General features: G+C 71.6%; 16 protein-coding genes. 15 read left to right on the forward strand and 1 reads right to left on the reverse strand.

The features are described 5' to 3' along the window. Positions 1 to 27: 27 nt before the first annotated feature. The 11 genes from DAI17_RS16040 to DAI17_RS16090 all read left to right on the forward strand — a co-directional run bounded on the left by DAI17_RS16040 (position 28) and on the right by DAI17_RS16090 (position 9428). Positions 28 to 783 (forward strand): inositol monophosphatase family protein, encoded by a 756-nt coding sequence (locus tag DAI17_RS16040; RefSeq protein WP_234412535.1) that lies wholly within the window; start codon positions 28 to 30, stop codon positions 781 to 783. Positions 784 to 792: 9 nt separating this feature from the next. Then, a complete protein-coding gene (gene pgsA / locus DAI17_RS16045; protein ID WP_107774223.1) occupies positions 793 to 1416 on the forward strand; it encodes a phosphatidylinositol phosphate synthase in 624 nt (207 codons plus the stop codon). 56 nt (positions 1417 to 1472) lie between these two features. Beyond that, the gene (gene pdxS, locus DAI17_RS16050) at positions 1473 to 2375 is read left to right on the forward strand and encodes a pyridoxal 5'-phosphate synthase lyase subunit PdxS (protein ID WP_107774224.1); all 903 of its coding nucleotides are present in this window, start codon (positions 1473 to 1475) and stop codon (positions 2373 to 2375) included. Further along, the gene (gene pdxT, locus DAI17_RS16055; protein ID WP_107774225.1) at positions 2372 to 2968 is read left to right on the forward strand and encodes a pyridoxal 5'-phosphate synthase glutaminase subunit PdxT; all 597 of its coding nucleotides are present in this window, start codon (positions 2372 to 2374) and stop codon (positions 2966 to 2968) included. The genes pdxS and pdxT overlap by 4 nt, the downstream gene beginning before the upstream one ends. A 44-nt stretch (positions 2969 to 3012) precedes the next feature. Further along, a complete protein-coding gene (locus tag DAI17_RS16060) occupies positions 3013 to 3780 on the forward strand; it encodes a YebC/PmpR family DNA-binding transcriptional regulator (protein ID WP_107774226.1) in 768 nt (255 codons plus the stop codon). Positions 3781 to 3860: 80 nt separating this feature from the next. Beyond that, positions 3861 to 4382, forward strand: a complete 522-nt coding sequence (gene ruvC, locus DAI17_RS16065; protein ID WP_107774227.1) for a crossover junction endodeoxyribonuclease RuvC — start codon at positions 3861 to 3863, stop codon at positions 4380 to 4382. Beyond that, positions 4379 to 4978, forward strand: coding sequence for a Holliday junction branch migration protein RuvA (gene ruvA, locus DAI17_RS16070; RefSeq protein ID WP_107774228.1), 600 nt, complete (start codon positions 4379 to 4381; stop codon positions 4976 to 4978). Before ruvC ends, ruvA begins: the two co-directional genes overlap by 4 nt. 13 nt (positions 4979 to 4991) lie before the next feature. Continuing rightward, on the forward strand, positions 4992 to 6104 hold the full coding sequence (gene ruvB / locus DAI17_RS16075) for a Holliday junction branch migration DNA helicase RuvB (RefSeq protein WP_107774229.1): 1113 nt from the start codon (positions 4992 to 4994) through the stop codon (positions 6102 to 6104). Between the two features lie 107 nt (positions 6105 to 6211). Continuing rightward, on the forward strand, positions 6212 to 6517 hold the full coding sequence (gene yajC / locus DAI17_RS16080) for a preprotein translocase subunit YajC (protein ID WP_107774230.1): 306 nt from the start codon (positions 6212 to 6214) through the stop codon (positions 6515 to 6517). 8 nt (positions 6518 to 6525) lie between these two features. Further along, positions 6526 to 7080, forward strand: a complete 555-nt coding sequence (locus DAI17_RS16085) for an adenine phosphoribosyltransferase (RefSeq protein ID WP_107774231.1) — start codon at positions 6526 to 6528, stop codon at positions 7078 to 7080. Between the two features lie 119 nt (positions 7081 to 7199). Continuing rightward, complete coding sequence (locus DAI17_RS16090) at positions 7200 to 9428, forward strand: RelA/SpoT family protein (RefSeq protein WP_107774423.1); 2229 nt, start codon at positions 7200 to 7202, stop codon at positions 9426 to 9428. A gap of 144 nt (positions 9429 to 9572) precedes the next feature. On the opposite strand, the gene DAI17_RS16095 is transcribed toward DAI17_RS16090, so the two are convergent. Then, positions 9573 to 10823 carry a DUF349 domain-containing protein gene (locus DAI17_RS16095; protein WP_107774232.1) on the reverse strand — a complete coding sequence of 417 codons (1251 nt, stop codon included), beginning with the start codon at positions 10821 to 10823 and terminating at the stop codon, positions 9573 to 9575. 89 nt (positions 10824 to 10912) lie between these two features. On the opposite strand from DAI17_RS16095, the gene DAI17_RS16100 reads away from it, so the two are divergent. The 4 genes from DAI17_RS16100 to DAI17_RS16115 all read left to right on the forward strand — a co-directional run bounded on the left by DAI17_RS16100 (position 10913) and on the right by DAI17_RS16115 (position 16015). Continuing rightward, the gene (locus DAI17_RS16100) at positions 10913 to 11629 is read left to right on the forward strand and encodes an MBL fold metallo-hydrolase (RefSeq protein WP_107774233.1); all 717 of its coding nucleotides are present in this window, start codon (positions 10913 to 10915) and stop codon (positions 11627 to 11629) included. Between the two features lie 4 nt (positions 11630 to 11633). After that, the gene (gene hisS / locus DAI17_RS16105; protein WP_107774234.1) at positions 11634 to 13013 is read left to right on the forward strand and encodes a histidine--tRNA ligase; all 1380 of its coding nucleotides are present in this window, start codon (positions 11634 to 11636) and stop codon (positions 13011 to 13013) included. After that, the gene (aspS, locus tag DAI17_RS16110) at positions 13010 to 14797 is read left to right on the forward strand and encodes an aspartate--tRNA ligase (protein WP_107774235.1); all 1788 of its coding nucleotides are present in this window, start codon (positions 13010 to 13012) and stop codon (positions 14795 to 14797) included. The genes hisS and aspS overlap by 4 nt, the downstream gene beginning before the upstream one ends. Positions 14798 to 14992: 195 nt before the next feature. After that, entirely contained in the window at positions 14993 to 16015 is a 1023-nt protein-coding gene (locus DAI17_RS16115) for an ABC transporter permease (protein ID WP_107774236.1), read from the forward strand. Positions 16016 to 16066: the final 51 nt, after the last annotated feature.

Here is a 16066-nt window from a genome sequence, read left to right on the forward strand (position 1 = left end):
GTACGCCGCCCCGGTAGCGTGCGGGGCGTGGATGACGCCCAGCTTGCCTCCGCGCTCGTCCGAGAGGCGGCCGTGCTGGCGGCCACCATGAGGCGCGAGGGCCTTGCCACCGAGCAGAAGACCCACGTCTCCGACATCGTCACGGCCGCCGACCGGGCCGCCGAGCGCCTGGTCGTGGACGGCCTCCGAGCGGCGCGCCCCGACGACGGGGTCGTGGGGGAGGAGGGCGCCGACCACACCGGGACCAGCGGCCGCACCTGGGTGATCGACCCGGTGGACGGCACCTACAACTTCCACCGCGGGCTGGAGTGGTGGTGCTCGGCGCTGGCCCTGGTCGACGGCGACGACGTCGTCCTGGGTGCGGTGCACCACCCGCAGCAGGACGCGACGTACGTCGGGGGGCCCGCGCGCCCGGGCACGCGCAACGGCGTGCCGATGGCGCCGCTCGTGGACCGGCCGCTGTCGGAGTGCTGCGCGACGACCTACCTCCATCCACCGTTCTACGAGGGCGAGGTGGGCGCGGCGTTCGCCCGGGCGGTCGGTGGCGTCGCGACGCTGCGCATGATGGGCTCGGGGACGCTGGACGCGATGGCCATCGCGCAGGGGTCCTGCGACGTGTCGTTCCAGCACTCGGTCCCCGACTGGGACCGACTCCCCGGCGCCGCGATCATCCGCAGCGTGGGCGGGGAGGCCCGTCTCGTCGAGGCCGGCGGCAGGCAGTGGCACGTCGCGGGTGTCCCGAGCGCCGTGTCCGAGGTCTGCGACCGCCTCGCGGGAGGGTAGCCTGCCGCCGTGCTCGACAGGTTCAAGCAGTTCTGGCAGGGCGTCATGCTCGCGCCCTTCGTCAACCTCTTCCTGCGCCTGGGCATCAGCCCCGACGTGGTGACGCTGGTCGGTACGCTGGGCCTGTCCTTCGGCGCCCTCTTCTTCTTCCCGCAGGGGATGGTCTGGCAGGGCGTGCTGTTCATCACCGCCTTCGTGTTCAGCGACCTCGTCGACGGTGCCATGGCGCGCAAGTCGGGCCGCAAGGACGACTTCGGAGCCTTCCTCGACTCCACGCTCGATCGCGTCGCCGACGGCGCTCTCTTCGCCGGGGCGGCGCTCTACTTCGCCTGGGTCGTGGAGGACCGCCTCTACACCGCCCTGTGCCTCGTCATCCTGGTGATGGGGGCCGTGACGTCCTACGCCCGGTCCAAGGCCGACCACCTCGGCTACGACGCCAAGGTGGGCGTCGCGGAGCGCCCCGACCGCCTGGTCGGCTTCCTCGTGCCGGCCTTCTTCGCCGACGTGCTCGACCTGCCCTGGCTGCTCGAGGCGGCCCTGTGGATCCTGGCCGTCGCGGCCACCGCCACGGTCGCCCAGCGCATCTGGACCGTGCGCCGCCAGGCCCTGGCGCGGGCCGCCTCGCAGGCCTGAGCCCCCAGGCCTGTCCCGGGGTGGGGACGCAGGGTCGGCCGCACTACGATTTCCCCATGTCCGACTCCCCGCAGACCCCCACCACCGGCACCTCCCGCGTCAAGCGCGGCATGGCCGAGATGCTGAAGGGCGGCGTCATCATGGACGTCGTCACCGCCGAGCAGGCCAAGATCGCCGAGGACGCCGGCGCGGTCGCCGTGATGGCCCTCGAGCGGGTCCCCGCCGACATCCGCGCCCAGGGTGGCGTGTCCCGCATGAGCGACCCCGACATGATCGACGGCATCATCGAGGCCGTCTCGATCCCGGTGATGGCCAAGGCCCGCATCGGCCACTTCGCCGAGGCGCAGGTCCTGCAGTCTCTCGGGGTCGACTACATCGACGAGTCCGAGGTGCTGACCCCGGCCGACTACGCCAACCACATCGACAAGTGGGCCTTCACGGTCCCCTTCGTGTGCGGGGCCACCAACCTCGGCGAGGCGCTGCGCCGCATCACCGAGGGCGCGGCGATGATCCGCTCCAAGGGCGAGGCCGGCACCGGCGACGTCTCCAACGCCGTCACCCACATGCGCACCATCCGCGCCGAGCTGCGTCGCCTCCACGGCCTGTCCGAGGACGAGCTGTACGTCGCCGCCAAGGAGCTCCAGGCGCCGTACGACCTGGTCAAGGAGGTCGCGGCCGCCGGCAAGCTGCCCGTGGTGCTCTTCACCGCCGGCGGCATCGCCACCCCGGCCGACGCCGCGATGATGATGCAGCTGGGCGCCGAGGGCGTCTTCGTCGGATCGGGCATTTTCAAGTCGGGCAACCCGGCCCAGCGCGCCGAGGCGATCGTCAAGGCCACCACCTTCTACGACGACCCCGACGTCGTCGCCAAGGTCAGCCGCGGGCTCGGCGAGGCGATGGTCGGCATCAACGTCGACGAGATCCCGCAGCCGCACCGGCTCGCCGAGCGGGGCTGGTGACCCGGACGATCGGGGTCCTCGCCCTCCAGGGGGACGTGCGTGAGCACCTGCGTGCGCTCGCGTCCTGCGGCGTCGAGGCGACCGTCGTACGCCGTCCCGCCGAGCTCGCCGCGGTGGACGGGCTCGTGCTGCCCGGCGGCGAGTCGACGACGATGGTCAAGCTGGCCCGGATCTTCGACCTCCTCGAGCCGCTGCGGGCGCGGATCGCCGACGGGCTCCCCGCGCTGGGCACCTGCGCCGGGATGATCCTGCTCGCCGACCGGGTGCTGGACGGAGCGCCCGGCCAGGAGACCATCGGCGGGATGGACGTCACCGTGCGGCGCAACGCCTTCGGCCGGCAGGTCGACTCGTTCGAGGAGGACGTCCCGTTCGCCGGCCTCGACGACCCCGTGCACGCGGTCTACATCCGCGCCCCGTGGGTGGAGGAGGCCGGGCAGGGCGTCGAGACGCTGGCGCGGGTCGCCTCCGGTCCGGCCGCCGGTAGGATCGTCGGCGTTCGCCAGGGTCACCTGATGGCGACCTCCTTCCACCCGGAGGTCGGCGGGGACACGCGGGTCCACCAGATGTTCGTGGACCTGGTGCGCAGGAGCTGACCGCGCGGGCCACGCCGTACTGCACTTGAGAAGAAGAGGGACCCATGTCTGGCCACTCCAAGTGGGCGACCACGAAGCACAAGAAGGCCGCGATCGACGCCAAGCGCGGCAAGCTGTTCGCCAAGCTCATCAAGAACATCGAGGTGGCGGCCAAGCAGGGCGGCGGCGACCCCGCCGGCAACCCGACGCTCTTCGACGCGATCCAGAAGGCCAAGAAGAGCTCGGTCCCCAACGACAACATCGACCGGGCGGTCAAGCGCGGCTCCGGCGCCGAGGCGGGTGGAGCCGACTACCAGACCATCATGTACGAGGTCTACGGCCCGCAGGGCGTCGCGCTCCTCGTCGAGTGCCTCACCGACAACCGCAACCGCGCGGCCATGGAGGTCCGCACCGCGGTCACCCGCAACGGCGGCACGCTGGCCGACCCGGGGTCGGTCTCGCGGCTCTTCACCCGCAAGGGCGTCGTGGTGGTGCCCAAGGCGCAGGAGTCCCGGGAGGTGTCCGAGGACGACGTCCTCGAGGCGACCCTCGACGCCGGCGCCGAGGAGGTCAACGACCTCGACGAGGCCTTCCAGGTGCAGTCGGAGGCCACCGACGTGGTCGAGGTCCGCACCGCCCTCCAGGCGGCCGGCATCGACTACGACTCCGCGGACGTCGAGTTCGTCGCCAGCATGGAGATCCCGGTGGCCGACAGCGACGCGGCCGGCAAGGTCTTCCGGCTCGTGGACGCGCTCGAGGACCTCGACGACGTGCAGAACGTCTTCACCAACGTCGACGTGCCGGACGAGGTGCTCGCCGAGCTCGACGCCTGACCCGGCGTGTCGCGAGCCGTCGCGTGGGCGAAGGACCGTAGCGTGGGCGACCGAACACCTGTTCGTACGGAAGGGTCCCCATGCGCGTGCTCGGCATCGACCCCGGCCTCACCCGGTGCGGGGTCGGCGTGGTCGAGGGATCGCTGGGTCGACCGCTGACCCTGGTGGACGTCAACGTGCTGCGCACCAGCGCGGGCGTCCCCGTCGCCGAGCGCCTCGTGACCATCGAGAAGGGCCTCGACGCCTGGCTCGACGAGTTCCGGCCGGACGCCGTGGCGGTCGAGCGGATCTTCGCCCGCTCCGACGTCAGCACCATCATGGGGACCGCCCAGGCCAGCGGCATCGCGCTCGTGGTCGCCGCCCGGCGCGGGCTGCCCGTCGCCCTGCACACGCCCAGCGAGGTCAAGGCGGCGGTGTCCGGCAGCGGTCGGGCAGGCAAGGCACAGGTCGGGGCCATGGTGACCCGGATCCTGCGGCTGGACGCACCCCCCAAGCCGGCCGACGCCGCCGACGCGCTGGCGCTGGCCATCACCCACATCTGGCGCGGCAGCGCCCAGGCCCGCATCGACGCCGCGCTCGCCGCGGCCGGGAGGAAGCCGTGATCGCATTCGTCCGTGGCGAGGTCGCCGCCGTCACCCTGACCAGCGCCGTCCTCGAGGTCGGCGGGGTCGGGCTCGAGCTGATGTGCACGCCGGGCACGCTGGCGACGCTGCGGGTCGGCCGGGAGGCCACGCTGCCCACCAGCATGGTGGTCCGCGAGGACTCCCTCACGGTGTTCGGCTTCCTGGACGAGGACGAGAAGCAGGTCTTCGAGCTCGTGCAGACCGCCTCCGGGGTCGGTCCCAAGCTCGCCCAGGCCATGCTCGCCGTGCTGTCGCCCGACGACCTGCGGGCCGCCGTGGCCGCCGAGGACGTCAAGACCCTGACCCGGGTCCCCGGCATCGGTCAGAAGGGCGCCCAGCGCATCATCCTCGAGCTCCGCGACCGCATCGGGGCCCCCGTCGGATCCGGCGGTCGTACGACGCCCACGCCGGCCGGCGCGCCCTGGCGCGACCAGGTCCAGCAGGGCCTCGTCGGCCTCGGCTGGTCGGCCAAGGAGGCCGACAAGGCGATCGACGCCGTCGCCGACCAGGCCGGCCCCAGTCCCGACGTGCCCGCCCTGCTGCGTGCTGCGCTCCGCACGCTGAGCAAGGCCTGAGGAGGCCGGACCGATGCCGATCGACTGGGACGACACCGACCTCGACGACGTCGAGCTCTCCGAGGCCGACCTCACGCCTGCGGAGGCGGCCCACTTCCGGCGGCTCACCGACGCCGAGGCCGACGGCGACGAGCGAGCCGTCGAGGCCGCGCTGCGTCCCCGCAGCCTGGACGAGGTCGTCGGGCAGGTGCGGGTTCGTGACCAGCTCGGTCTGGTCCTCGAGGCGGCGCGGCGTCGGGGGAGGGCGCCCGACCACGTGCTGCTCTCGGGACCGCCCGGCCTCGGCAAGACCACGCTGGCGATGATCATCGCGGGGGAGATGTCGGCGCCGCTGCGGCTCACCAGCGGCCCGGCGATCACCCACGCCGGCGACCTGGCCGCGATCCTGTCGGGCCTCAACGAGGGCGACGTGCTCTTCGTCGACGAGATCCACCGGATGTCCCGCCCGGCCGAGGAGATGCTCTACATGGCGATGGAGGACTTCCGGGTCGACGTCGTCATCGGCAAGGGGCCGGGAGCGACCGCGATCCCGCTCGAGATCCCGCCCTTCACCCTGGTCGGCGCCACCACGCGCGCGGGCCTGCTGCCCGGCCCGCTGCGGGACCGCTTCGGCTTCACCGCGCACCTGGAGTTCTACGAGCCCCACGAGCTGGACCTGATCGTGCACCGCTCGGCCGGCCTGCTCGACGTCGAGCTGACCTCCGAGGGCTCGGCCGAGATCGCGTCGCGCTCGCGCGGCACGCCGCGCATCGCCAACCGGCTCCTGCGCCGGGTCCGCGACTTCGCGCAGGTGCGCGCCGACGGCGTGGTGACGCTGCCGGTCTCCCGCGACGCCCTCGAGCTCTACGAGGTGGACGAGTCGGGGCTCGACCGGCTGGACCGCGCGGTGCTCGACGTGCTGTGCCGCCGCTTCGGGGGCGGCCCGGTCGGCGTGGCCACCCTGGCGGTGGCCGTGGGGGAGGAGCGCGAGACCGTCGAGGAGGTCGCCGAGCCCTTCCTGGTGCGGATGGGACTGCTCGCCCGGACCCCGCGCGGACGGGTCGCCACCCGAGCCGCCTGGGACCACCTCGGGCTGTCGGTGCCCAGCGTCGCGGGCATCGACGGCTCCCTGTTCGACGACCTGTGACCGGCCCCCGACCCGGCCACGTACACTCCACCGTTGGTCCCGTCCGAGCGCGTCAGCAGCTCCTCGGGGACCGCCGTCTCACTCCCTGACTCGCGAGGTACACGACCGTGACGGAGCTCGTCTCCTTCCTGCCCCTGGTGGCCATTGCCCTGCTCTTCTGGCTGATGGTGGTGCGCCCCGCCTCGCGCCGCCAGAAGCAGCTCGCCCGCATCCAGTCCGAGGTGCAGCCCGGCCAGCGCGTCATGCTGACCTCCGGCATCTTCGGCACCGTGCGGTCCGTGACCGACGACCGCGTGCGCGTCGAGATCGCGACCGGCGTCGAGGTCGAGGTCGTGCGGCCCGCGATCGGCTCCGTCGAGCCCGCCGGCGGTGACGAGCCCGGCACCGCGCCCGGGACGCACACCGAGGGCTGAGGCACCACGTGACGGACACGCACGCTGACCTCGCGCGCGCCCACCTCGACCGTCTGATCGTGGACGTGGCCGACTATCCCGAGCCCGGGGTGGTCTTCAAGGACATCACGCCGCTCCTGGCCGACCACGTGGCCTTCGGGTCCGTCGTCTCGGCGCTCGCGACCGGCGGTCGTGACGACTCGGGCGGCACGGTCGTGGACAAGGTCGTCGGCATGGAGGCCCGCGGCTTCATCCTGGCCGCGCCCGTCGCCCTCGAGCTCGGCGCCGGCTTCGTGCCGGTCCGCAAGGCGGGCAAGCTCCCGCGGTCCACCCACGCCGTCTCCTACTCCCTGGAGTACGGCGAGGCGACGCTCGAGGTGCACCGCGACGGCATCGCGCCGGGCGACCGCGTGCTGCTGGTCGACGACGTGCTCGCCACCGGTGGCACCGTGGCGGCCACCCGCGAGCTGGTGGAGCGGTGCGGCGGCACCTGCGTGGGGGTGGCCGTGCTCATGGAGCTGAGCTTCCTGCCGGGCCGCCAAGCGGTGGCCGGACTGCCGCTCACCGCGCTCATGACGGTGTGACCTCGGCGGTCCGGCGTACCCCGGCTCGCGCGCGTCACTAGACTGGGTGGATGCCAGAGGAGACCACGACACCGGTGCCGCGCGAGCGGTCCGCTGACGTGCCCGTGTCGCCCCGCAGCATGCGCGCGCGACTGGCCCGGATCGGCGCCAAGGCGCCCTCGGGCAACCCGGTCCTCGAGCCGCTGTTCCGCGCCGTCCGGGCCAACCACCCGAAGGCCGACCTGGCCCTGCTGGAGCGTGCCTACGGCATCGCCGAGCGGATGCACGACACGCAGATGCGCAAGAGCGGCGACCCCTACATCACCCACCCGCTCGCCGTCACCACGATCCTCGCCGACATCGGCATGACCGAGCCGACCCTGGTCGCGGCGCTCCTGCACGACACGGTCGAGGACACGCCGTACACCCTCGACCAGCTGCGCGCCGACTTCGGGGACGAGGTCGCGGCGCTGGTGGACGGCGTCACCAAGCTCGACAAGGTCCAGTACGGCGACTCCGCGCAGGCCGAGACGATCCGCAAGATGATCGTCGCGATGTCGCGCGACATCCGGGTGCTGGTCATCAAGCTCGCCGACCGGCTGCACAACATGCGCACGCTGCGCTACCTCAAGGCCGAGACGCAGGAGCGCAAGGCCCGCGAGACCCTCGACATCTACGCGCCGCTCGCGCACCGCCTGGGCATGAACACCCTCAAGTGGGAGCTCGAGGACCTCGCCTTCGCCACCCTGCACCCCAAGATGTACGACGAGATCGTGCGGCTCGTGGCCGAGCGGGCGCCGTCGCGCGACCAGTTCCTCGCCGAGGTCATCGAGAAGGTCGAGGCCGACCTGCGCGAGGCCAAGATCAAGGCCAAGGTCACCGGACGGCCCAAGCACTACTACTCGATCTACCAGAAGATGATCGTCGGGGGCCGGGAGTTCTCCGACATCTACGACCTGGTCGGCATCCGGATCCTCGTGGAGGAGGACCGGGACTGCTACGCGGTGCTCGGTGTCCTGCACTCGCGGTGGAACCCCGTGCTCGGGCGGTTCAAGGACTACGTCGCGATGCCGAAGTTCAACATGTACCAGTCGCTGCACACGACGGTCATCGGACCGCAGGGCAAGCCGGTCGAGCTCCAGATCCGCACCTTCGCCATGCACCGCCGCGCCGAGTACGGCGTCGCGGCGCACTGGAAGTACAAGGAGGACGGCAAGGCCGGGGTCGACACCGACCGGCCCGGCGACCTCGACGACATGTCGTGGCTGCGCCAGCTCATGGACTGGCAGAGCGAGGTCGAGGACCCGGGGGAGTTCCTGGAGTCGCTGCGCTTCGAGATGAACCGCGCCCAGGTCTACGTCTTCACCCCGCGCGGCGACGTGATGCCGCTGCCCGTCGGCTCGACGCCGGTGGACTTCGCCTACGCCGTGCACACCGAGGTCGGGCACCACACGATCGGCGCCCGGGTCAACGGCCGGCTCGTCCCGCTGGAGTCCTCCCTGGACAACGGCGATGTCGTGGAGGTCTTCACCTCCAAGGCGCCCGGCGCCGGCCCGTCGCGCGACTGGCTCAACTTCGTCAAGTCGCCCCGCGCGCGCTCCAAGATCCGCCAGTGGTTCACCAAGGAGCGGCGCGAGGAGGCGATCGAGCGCGGCAAGGAGCAGATCGGGCGCATGATGCGCAAGGAGGGGCTGCCCCTCAAGCGCCTGATGACGCACGAGTCGCTGATGCTCGTCGCCGAGCACTTCCACCACTCCGACGTCTCCGCGCTGTATGCCGCCGTGGGGGAGGGCAACCTCAGCGCCCAGGCCGTCGTACGCCGCGTCATCGACCTGCACGGGGGCGACGACGGGGCCGCCGAGGACCTGGCCGAGGGCGTCACCATCACCGGTCGGCGCGGCCGTTCCAAGCCGACCTCCAGCGACGCCGGCGTCATCGTCAAGGGCGTCGAGGACCTGTGGGTCAAGCTCGCCAAGTGCTGCACGCCCGTGCCGCCGGACCCGATCCTCGGGTTCGTGACCAAGGGCGGGGGAGTCTCGGTGCACCGCAAGGACTGCACCAACGCCGGCAACCTCGAGAGCCAGCCCGAGCGGCTCCTCGACGTCGAGTGGGCGCCCACCTCGCAGTCGACCTTCCTGGTCAACATCCAGGTCGAGGCCCTCGACCGGGCGCGGCTGCTGTCCGACATCACCATGGTCCTCTCGGACGCGCACGTGAACATCCTCAGCGCCACCCTCTCGACCACCCGTGACCGGGTGGCCAAGAGCCGATTCAGCTTCGAGATGGCCGACGCCTCGCACCTCGACAGCGTCCTGCGTGCCGTCCGCTCGGTCCCCGGCGTCTTCGACGCCTACCGCGTCACCAGCTGACCCCGACCGAGACGTCGGACGTCCAGCGGGACGTCCTACGAAGGGGTCGCCCGGGCCGCCGGGACGTCGGACGTCCCGCCCAGCGTCCGACGGCGCGGTCGCCGGAGCGTCGGACGTACGACGGTGACGCGCGGTCGGCGAGCGTCAGCTGCCGAACTCCGCGGACGCGCGGCGCGCCATGTCGAGGAAGGCCTGCTTGTTGGCCAGCTCGGACTCGAGGTCCTTGGCGCGTTTGGTGTCACCGGCGGCCTGGGCCTTGTCGAGCTTGGCCTGGGTCTCCGCGATGCCGGCCTCGAGCTTGGAGACCATGTCGTCGGCGCGGGCGGACTTCTCGGGGTCGGAGCGGCGCCACTGGTCGTCCTCGACGGAGCGGATCGCCTGCTCGACCTTGCGGATGCGGCCCTCGAGCTCCTTCATCCGGTCGCGCGGGACCTTCCCCGCGGCGTCCCACTTGTCGGCGATGTCGCGGAAGGCCCGCTTGGCGGCGTCCAGGTCGGTCACCGGCAGCAGGGCCTCGGCCTCGACGAGGAGGGCCTCCTTGACCTCGGCGTTGGCGGCGAACTCCTTGTCGAGCTCGGCGTTGGCCGCGTCGCGGGCGCCGAAGAAGCGGTCCTGGGCTCCCCGGAAGCGCTGCCAGAGCTGGTCGTCGACGTCGCGCGGGGCGGGGCCGGCGGCCTTCCACTCGCGCATCAGGTCGCGGTAGCGGCCCGCGGTGGGGCCCCACTCGGTCGAGGTGGACAGGGCCTCGGCCTCGGTGGCGAGGCGCTCCTTGATGACCCGGGCCCCGTCGCGGCGCTCGTGCTCCTCGGCGAAGTGCGCCTTGCGGCGGCGCGTGTAGGTGGTGCGGGCGGAGGAGAACCGGCGCCACAGGGCGTCGTCGGTGGCCCGGTCGAGGCGCGGGAGCGCCTTCCACTGGTCGAGGAGGTCGCGGAGCCGGTTGGCGCCGTTGCGCCAGTCGTTGCTCTCGGCGAGCCTCTCGGCCTCGGTGACGATCTTCTCCTTCTCGGCCTTCGACTCGGCGGTGCGCTGGGCCTTCTCGGCGCGGCGCGCGTCGCGCTGGATCGCGATCAGGGGCGCGGTCGCGTCGAGCCGGCCGGCGAGGGCGTTGAGGTCACCGACGGCGTTGGCCTCGACGACCTGCTCGCGCAGCGCCTTGACGGTGGAGGAGGCCTCCTCCGGGCTCAGCTTGCCGGCCCCGATGCGCTGCTCGAGGAGCTGCACCTCGAAGGCGAGGGCGTCGTACCGGTCGGTGAAGAACTTCAGCGCCTCCTCGGGCGTCCCCTCGGGGTACTGCCCCACGGAGCGTTCTCCATCGGCGGTCCGGACGTATACGGTGCCGTCCTCGGTGACCCGGCCCCAGTCGGAAGCCTGCGAGGACTGCTTGTCGGCGCTCATGGTCGCCCATCGTAGTCATCCCCCGGACGCGTCTCGGTAGGCTGACTCCTCGCCCCACCCCCCGACCCGTTGCTGAGGACTGTTGCCCCGTGCTGATCGCCGGCTTCCCCGCTGGACCCTGGGGCACCAACTGCTACGTCGTGGCCACCGGAGCGGGCTCCGAGTGCGTCGTCGTCGACCCGGGCAAGGACTCCGCGGCCATGGTCGCCGAGGTCGTCCGTGAGCACCGGCTCAAGCCGGTCTCGGTGCTGGTCACCCACGGCCACGTCGACCACATGTGGTGCGTCGCGCCCGTGAGCGGGACCTACGACGCCACCGCCTGGGTCCACCCGGCCGACCGCCACCTGCTCACCGACCCGATGGCCGGCATGAGTCGCGAGACCACGTCCATGCTGCTCGGGGGCAGCTACGAGTGGGCGGAGCCCGACGACGTCCGCGAGCTCTCCGACCTGCAGGAGCTCGAGCTCGCCGGGCTCAGGTTCGTGGTCGACCACACCCCCGGGCACACGGAGGGGTCGGTGACCTTCCGGACCCCGTACGCCGCCACCGACCCGCGCGTCTCGGAGGTCATGTTCTCGGGCGACCTGCTCTTCGCGGGGTCGATCGGGCGCACCGACCTCCCCGGCGGCGACCATCCGACGATGCTGCGCAGCCTCACCGACAAGGTGCTGCCGCTGGCCGACGACGTCGTGGTGCTGCCCGGGCACGGGGAGCAGACGTCCATCGGCCGCGAGCGCGCCACCAACCCCTACCTGCTCGAGCTCCAGCGAGGAGACGAGACGGGTCGAGCCACCCGAGGTCTCTAGACACATGAGCAAGCCCACGCCCCTCAGCGGGTTCCCCGAGCTGCTGCCTGCGCAGCGCGCCGTCGAGCAGCAGGTCATCGACACGCTGCGGCACACCTTCGAGCTGCACGGCTTCGCCGGCATCGAGACCCGTGCCGTGGAGCCGCTGGACCAGCTGCTCCGCAAGGGCGACACGTCCAAGGAGGTCTACCTCCTGCGCCGGCTGCAGGAGGAGTCCGTCGAGGGCCACGCCGGCATCGGCCTGCACTTCGACCTCACCGTCCCGTTCGCCCGCTACGTGCTGGAGAACGCCGGCAAGCTCGACTTCCCGTTCCGGCGCTACCAGATCCAGAAGGCGTGGCGGGGGGAGCGCCCCCAGGAGGGGCGGTTCCGGGAGTTCACCCAGGCCGACATCGACATCGTGGGCCGCGACACGCTGGCCTTCCACCACGACGTCGAGGTCACCCGGGTCATGGTCGACGCGCTCACCCGCCTCGACTTCCTGCCCGGCTTCAGGCTCCAGGTCAACAACCGCAAGCTCATCCAGGGCTTCTACGCCGGCCTCGGCATCCGGACCGGCGACGGCGGGACCGACGAGGTCATGCGCCTCGTCGACAAGCTCGACAAGCTGCCCGTCGACAAGGTCCGCGACCTGCTCCTGCAGGAGGCCGGGTTGTCGGTGGAGAACGCCGATCGCGTCCTGGAGCTGGCGACGATCCGCTCGGACGACGACGGCTTCGTGGCGGCCGTCCGCGCCCTGGGCGTCGAGCACGAGCTGCTCGACGAGGGGCTGGCCGAGCTGGCCGAGCTCGTCCGCGGCTGCGCCGACCTGGTCACGGACCGGGTGCGCGTGACCGCCGACCTCTCCATCGCCCGCGGCCTCGACTACTACACGGGCACCGTCTTCGAGACCCGCCTCGACGGCTACGAGTCGATGGGGTCGATCTGCTCGGGCGGGCGCTACGACGCCCTCGCCAGCGACGGCCGTACGACGTACCCCGGGGTCGGCATCTCGCTCGGCGTCAGCCGGGTCGTCGTACCCCTGCTCGCGCGCACCGGCCTGTCGGCCTCCCGTTCGGTGCCCAGCGCCGTGCTGGTCGCCGTGGTCGACGAGGGCTCCCGCGCCACGAGCAGCGCGGTGGCCGCCGACCTGCGCCGCCGTGACATCCCCTGCGAGGTGGCGCCGGACGCCGCGAAGTTCGGCAAGCAGATCCGGTACGCCGAGCGCCGCGGCATCCCGTTCGTCTGGTTCGTCCAGCCGACCGACGACGGGGGAGTGACCCACCAGGTCAAGGACATCCGCTCCGGGCAGCAGGTCGACGCCGACCCCGCCGCCTGGACCCCGCCGGAGGCAGACCTCCGGCCGACCATCGTCAGCACAGTTGAACATGAGGAGAACCAGTGATCCGCACCCATGACGCCGGCGCCCTGCGCGCCGAGCACGTCGGCCAGACCGTCACCCTCGCCGGGTGGGTGGCCCGCCGGCGGGACCACGGGGGAGTGGCCTTCCTGGACCTCCGCGAGGCCAGCGGCGTCGTGCAGGTCGTCGTCCGCGACGAGGCCGTGGCGCACAGCCTGCGCGCCGAGTACTGCCTCAAGGTCGCCGGCGAGGTCGTGGCCCGCAAGGCCGGCAACGAGAACCCCCACCTCGCCACGGGTGACATCGAGGTGGTCGCCTCCGACATCGAGGTGCTGAGCGCCTCGGCACCGCTGCCCTTCCCGATCGACGACGCCGCCTCGTCCAAGAGCGGCGAGGTCGGCGAGGAGGCCCGCCTCAAGCACCGCTACCTCGACCTGCGCCGCAGCGGGCCCAACAGCGCGCTGCGCCTGCGCAGCAAGGTCAACAAGGCGGCACGCGACGTGCTGGAGCGCCACGACTTCGTCGAGATCGAGACGCCCACGCTGACCCGCAGCACGCCGGAGGGCGCCCGCGACTTCCTGGTGCCCGCCCGGCTGCGGCCGGGCAGCTGGTACGCCCTGCCGCAGAGCCCCCAGCTGTTCAAGCAGCTGCTGATGGTCGCCGGCATGGAGCGCTACTACCAGATCGCGCGCTGCTACCGCGACGAGGACTTCCGCGCCGACCGCCAGCCCGAGTTCACCCAGCTCGACATCGAGATGAGCTTCGTCGACCAGGACGACGTCATCGCCGTCTCCGAGGAGATCCTCGTCGCGCTGTGGAAGCTGATCGGCCACGACGTGCCCACCCCGCTTCCCCGGATGACGTACGCCGAGGCGATGGCCCGGTTCGGCTCGGACAAGCCCGACCTGCGCATGGGCCAGGAGCTCGTGGAGTGCACCGAGTTCTTCTCCGACACGACCTTCCGGGTCTTCCAGGCCGACTACGTCGGCGCGGTCGTCATGCCGGGCGGCGCGAGCCAGCCGCGCAAGCAGCTCGACGCGTGGCAGGAGTGGGCCAAGCAGCGCGGAGCCCGTGGCCTGGCCTACGTGCTCGTGCAGGAGGACGGCGAGCTCGGGGGACCGGTCGCCAAGAACCTCACCGACGCCGAGCGTGCGGGCATCGCGGCCCACGTGGGCGCGGTCCCCGGGGACTGCATCTTCTTCGCCGCCGGCCCCGTCAAGACGAGCCGGGCCCTGCTGGGCGCCGCGCGCCTCGAGATCGGCCGTCGCCTCGACCTGCTCGACGACGACGCCTGGAGCTTCCTGTGGGTCGTCGACGCGCCGCTCTTCGAGCCGACCGCCGACGCGACGGCCTCCGGTGACGTGGCGCTGGGCTACAGCGCCTGGACCGCCGTCCACCACGCCTTCACCTCGCCGCAGGACCTCGAGGGCTTCGACCACGACCCCGCCAACGCCCTCGCCTGGGCCTACGACATCGTCTGCAACGGCAACGAGATCGGCGGCGGCTCCATCCGTATCCACCGCGAGGACGTCCAGAAGCGCGTCTTCGAGGTGATGGGCATCGGCCCGGAGGAGGCGGACGAGAAGTTCGGCTTCCTCCTCGAGGCCTTCAAGTACGGCGCCCCGCCGCACGGCGGCATCGCGTTCGGGTGGGACCGCATCGTTTCTTTACTTTCCGGCAGCGAGTCCATCCGCGACGTGATCGCCTTCCCGAAGTCCGGTGGCGGCTACGACCCGCTGACGGCAGCCCCCGCGCCGATCTCTCCCCAGCAGCGCAAGGAGGCCGGTGTGGACGCCCCACAGGCGGAGGATCTGTCGCCAGAGGCGTGATCGGACGCCGATCGTGGCGGTCCGGGCGGCAAACCTGTCGTGTCCGGATCGTTACGCGTCAGTGATCGCCTGTGCGTCGCCCGTCACATAGAGTCCCGTCTCGGCGTAGCCCAGACCTACCGGTCTGGACCGCCGAAAAGGGTTCCCCCCCCCCGTTCCCCCCCAGGACCAGCATCCCGGCCAGATAGGGAGAGCATGTCGCAGCCGACTGCACCCGAGACCTTGGGCTCGTTGACCGACGAGACCAGCGTTGACCCCAACAGCACGTCCGCCAAGGAGATCGCCGGCAAGTCGCCGATGCAGATCGCCGCAGGGCGCCTGCTGAAGGACAAGATCGCGATGGCGTGCGCGTTCGTCATCCTGTTCTTCGTCCTGATCGCCGTCTTCGCCGGCGTGATCAGCAAGCTGTTCGGCGTCAGCACCGACACGGTCCTGGCCAGCCAGTACCTCGACGTCCTCAACGGCGGCATGCCCAAGCCGGAGTACGGCCCGCCCAACGGCGGCTTCACGATGGACCACCCCTTCGGCATCGCCCCGCGCACCGCGGACGACAACCTGGCCTACTGGCTCTACGGCGCCCGCACCTCGCTGATGATCGCCGGTGGGGCCACGCTCTTCGCCTCCGTCGTCGGCATCGTCGTCGGACTTCTCGCCGGATTCCTCGGCGGCGTCGTCGACAAGGTGCTTTCCTTCTTCGTGGACACGTTCCTCACCGTGCCCTTCATCCTCGCCGCGCTGACGATCGCCCCGATCCTCAACGAGCGGTTCAACTCCAGCGACAACTACCCGATGATCCAGAAGGTCAGCCTCGTGGCGGTGCTCGCGATGTTCGGCTGGATGGGCATGGCGCGACTGATCCGTGGCGAGGTCCTCTCGCTGCGCGAGCGGGAGTTCGTCCACGCGGCCCGGGTTCTCGGGATGCCGACCCGGCGCATCCTGTTCAAGGAGCTCATGCCCAACCTGGCCGCGCCCATCATCATCAGCATCTCGCTGATGCTGCCGGCCTTCGTGGCCGCCGAGGCGGGTCTCGCGTTCCTCGGCATCGGCGTCACCGACGGCGCCTCGTGGGGCCGCACCATCAGCTTCGCGGTGACCTACTTCGAGCAGTACCCCCTCTACCTGTGGGAGCCCCTGATCGGCGTCGTGCTGCTGGTGCTCTCGCTCAACCTCCTCGGTGACGCGATCCGCGACGCCCTGGACCCCAAGACTCGTCGCTGACCATCCCGGTCACCGATGCAGACGCTGCCGACAGCACCTGCCGCCGGCACG

This window comes from Nocardioides sediminis (genome assembly GCF_003047295.1).
Taxonomy (GTDB): domain Bacteria; phylum Actinomycetota; class Actinomycetes; order Propionibacteriales; family Nocardioidaceae; genus Nocardioides; species Nocardioides sediminis.